This window comes from Rubrivirga sp., assembly GCF_049648075.1.
GTDB lineage: Bacteria > Bacteroidota > Rhodothermia > Rhodothermales > Rubricoccaceae > Rubrivirga.
On sequence record NZ_JBARYR010000091.1, the window covers coordinates 1 to 3381 of the forward strand.

At 67.7% G+C, this 3381-nt stretch carries 3 protein-coding genes and 1 pseudogene; all 4 read right to left on the minus strand.

The features are described from left to right. Positions 1 to 230 (minus strand): annotated as a pseudogene (locus tag WBA11_RS02460) (GTPase); the annotation flags it as partial. Positions 231 to 897: 667 nt separating this feature from the next. Continuing rightward, entirely contained in the window at positions 898 to 1404 is a 507-nt protein-coding gene (locus tag WBA11_RS02465) for a Na+/H+ antiporter subunit E (protein WP_424519141.1), read from the minus strand. 21 nt (positions 1405 to 1425) lie between these two features. Next, a complete protein-coding gene (locus tag WBA11_RS02470) occupies positions 1426 to 2922 on the minus strand; it encodes a Na+/H+ antiporter subunit D (RefSeq protein WP_424519142.1) in 1497 nt (498 codons plus the stop codon). Further along, the coding region (locus tag WBA11_RS02475; protein WP_424519143.1) for a sodium:proton antiporter at positions 2919 to 3381 on the minus strand (463 nt) is incomplete at its 5' end. The genes WBA11_RS02470 and WBA11_RS02475, both read right to left, overlap by 4 nt.

The following is a 3381-nucleotide window of genomic DNA, read 5'->3' on the forward strand; positions in this document are numbered from 1 at the left end:
GCCACGGCCATCTCGTACGCCAGCGCCCGGGCGCCGGGCGAGCCCAGCCGTGCCGCCTCGTCCTCGAGGACGGCGCCTCCGAGCAGGACGCGCTCGTCGCGCTCCGGCGAGAAGCTGTCGTAGATGCCGCGCAGCCGGTCGCGCTCGCGGTCGTCCGTACGGCCGTCGGCCAAGGCGGCCATCAGGCAAATCGTGGAGACGGCGTCGCGCTCGTCGGGAGTCAGGGCCATGAGATCGGTAGATAGAAAAACGGCCCGCGCCGTTCAGCGCGGGCCGCCCAGGGATGCGGCAAGAAGGGAGCTAGGATCGATGTCGGCGGACGCCGCCCAAGTCGGGAGCGTCGACCGGGATCCTCAGCAGCGGAGGCGGCGTGGTCGCCCGAACCAAAGCGGGCGCGTGGCCCGGCCTCGAGGTCGCTTCGCGAGGGACATGGACGCGGGAGTCAGGCTTGGAGGTGCGGGAGATGGGGCGGTTCGTCATGGATCTACAGGAAGGACCGCCAGCGCGACGGCCGGCGGAGTACGCCACAGAAGGCGCAGGGAGACCGGACCCCACGGGTCCGATCAGGAAGGACTGACGTCGACGGGGCTAGTCCCGTTCAAGCGGCGTCAGCCGGTAGAGCCAGACCGTCCGCCCACACACCGCCCGCCACTCTTGGCGGGTGCACGTCGTGGTATGAGAGCGGCTTCGGGTCATCAGGACGAGGCGCAGTGCGGTGCGCAGGTCCTAGGAACGCGCGACGCGGTGCCGGGTTATGCACCAATCGTGAACCCACCGTGAATCGGGCGTCCCGATGCGACCTCGAGGACGACTCGACCTCGAGGCTGCTCAGCGAGCAAACGAGCGTCGAGGCTGACGGACTCGTCCTCGAGGACGACGGCTTGGCTTCGGGGTCGGCTACGCTGTCGTTGGCGCGGCCGGCTCCTCCAGGCGGAACAGGCGGAGGACGCGGCGCTCCATGTCACTTTTGAGGTCGTCACGGACCGCGTCGGGGCCGTCGTCGAGGTACATCGCGTGGACGTAGAGCGTCTTGCGATCCGGCGAGACCAAGAGCGACAGGGTGCCCGGCGTCAGTGAGATCAGGTTGGCCAGGACCGTGATCTCGGTGTCGGTCTTGGCGTCGATCGGGACGGCGATGATGCCCGGGACGGCGCGGAGCCTGGGCGTCAGCACGTCGAAGGCGACGCGGACGCTCGACAGGACCAGTTCGTAGACGTAGAACAGCACGAACCCGACCCCACGCCACAGCCCCGAGTAGTATGCCGACGGCCCAAACGCCGGCCGCGCCAACAACAGCACCAGGTAGCCGAGCACGAACCCGGCCAAAAGGGGGACCGCGCCGAACGTGCCGTTGACGGCACCCCAGAGGAGGGCGAGCAGGATGTTGAGCAGGAACAGCTTCATGGCGAGTCGGCCTCGAGGGCGCTAGCGGCCGAGCACGGCGGCGACGTAGTCGGACGGGTCCAGGAGCGACGCGGCGGCGGCCTGGGCGAAGACGAAGAACGGTTCGGCCCACAGCCCGATCACCAGCGTCAACACGGCCAGGACCGCGACCGGGCTCGCCATCAGCACCAAGCTCCGACCGCTAGCCGGTGCGGCCGCGACCTCGAGGCCGTCGGCGAGCGGCTTCCAGAACGCCCCGTTCCAGATCTTCGTCATCGAGAAGATGGTCAAGAGCCCGACCACGAGTGCGACGGCCACGATCACGTAGGCACCGGCGTCGAACCCGGCCTTGATAAGAATCAGCTTGGCCCAAAAGCCCGACAAGGGCGGGAAGCCTGCGAGCGAGAACGCCGGGATGATGAACAGGATCGCCAGCCACGGATGCGACCGGTAGAGCCCGCCCAAGTTCTTCAGCTCGAACGAACCGACCAGTCGGTCGGCCACGCCCGCGACCAAAAACAAGTTGGCCTTGACGATGATGTGGTGGACGATGTAGAACACGGCGCCCACGAGTGCCAACGGCGTGAACAGCGCCAGCCCCATGATCATGTAACCGATCTGGCTCACGATGTGGAAGCTCAGGATCTTGCGGATGTCCGTCTGCGCCGCGGCGCCCAGCACGCCCGTCACCATCGTCAGCCCGGCGACCCACAAGAGGAGGGTGTGCGTCGTGCCGACGTCCTGGGTAAAGAGCAGCGTGAACACCCGGATCAGCGCGTAGACGCCGACCTTGGTCAAGAGCCCCGCGAAGATGGCCGAGACCGCGATCGGCGGCGTGTGGTACGAGGCCGGGAGCCAGAAGAACAGCGGGAAGACGGCCGCCTTCATCCCGAACGCGATCAAGAACAGCATCGAGATCGCCGTGGTCAGGCCCGGCGCGTCGACCTCAGCCAAGCGGACCGACAGGTCGGCAAAGTTGAGCGTGCCCGTCAGCCCGTACAGCAGCCCGATCGCCATCAGGAAGCCGAGCGACCCGACCAGGTTGACCATCACGTAGACGACGGCCCCGCGCACCTGCCCGCGGTCGTTGCCCAGGACGAGCAACACGAACGACGAGATCAGCAAGACCTCGAACCAGACGTACAGGTTGAACAGGTCGCCCGTCAGGAACGCGCCGCACACGCCCATCAGCAGGATGTGGTAGAGCGGGTGGTAGTGGAACCGCTCGCGGTCCTCGTCGATGGTCGCCAGCGAGTACACGGCCGCCGCGAGCCCCACGATGGCCGTGATGAGCACCATCACCGCGCCCAACAAGTCGGCCACCAAGGTGATGCCGAACGGGGCCTGCCAGCCGCCCATCTGGACGGCCAGGATCCCGTTTTCCCACACCGCCGCCATCAGCGCCGCCGAGACGCCCAGAAGCGCGACGCCACCGACGACGCTGATCCCGCGCTGCGCCCGAACGGACCGCCGCGCAAACAGCGCCAGGACCGCCGTCACGAGTGGAATCAGGATGGGCAGGACCAGGAGCCACGTCACGATGCCACCTCGGCCACAGCCGGCTCGCCCTCGAGGACGACGATGTTGGATTCCGACCTCGAGGTCGGATCAGACGAGTCCTGCGGCGCCGGCCTCGAGGTCGGGTCTCCAAGATCTTCCGGGCCGAGCGCGTCGGTCTCGACCGCGCCCAGGGTCACGAAGCTGCGGTAGGCCAGGACGAGCGCGAACGAGACGAGTCCGAACCCGATCACGATCGCCGTCAGCACCAACGCTTGCGGCAGCGGGTTGGCGACGACCTCGAGGGGCGCCTCCTCTCCCAGCGGCACGAGTGGCGGGGCCACGCGCGCGACGCGGCCCATGCTCAGGACTAGCAGGTTGACCGCGTTCGACAACAGGACCAGCCCGAAGATCATCCGCAGCAGGTTCCGTCGCAGAACGAGGTAGACCCCGGACGCGAACAGGACGCCGGTGAGCAGGGCGAGCAACAGTTGCATCAGA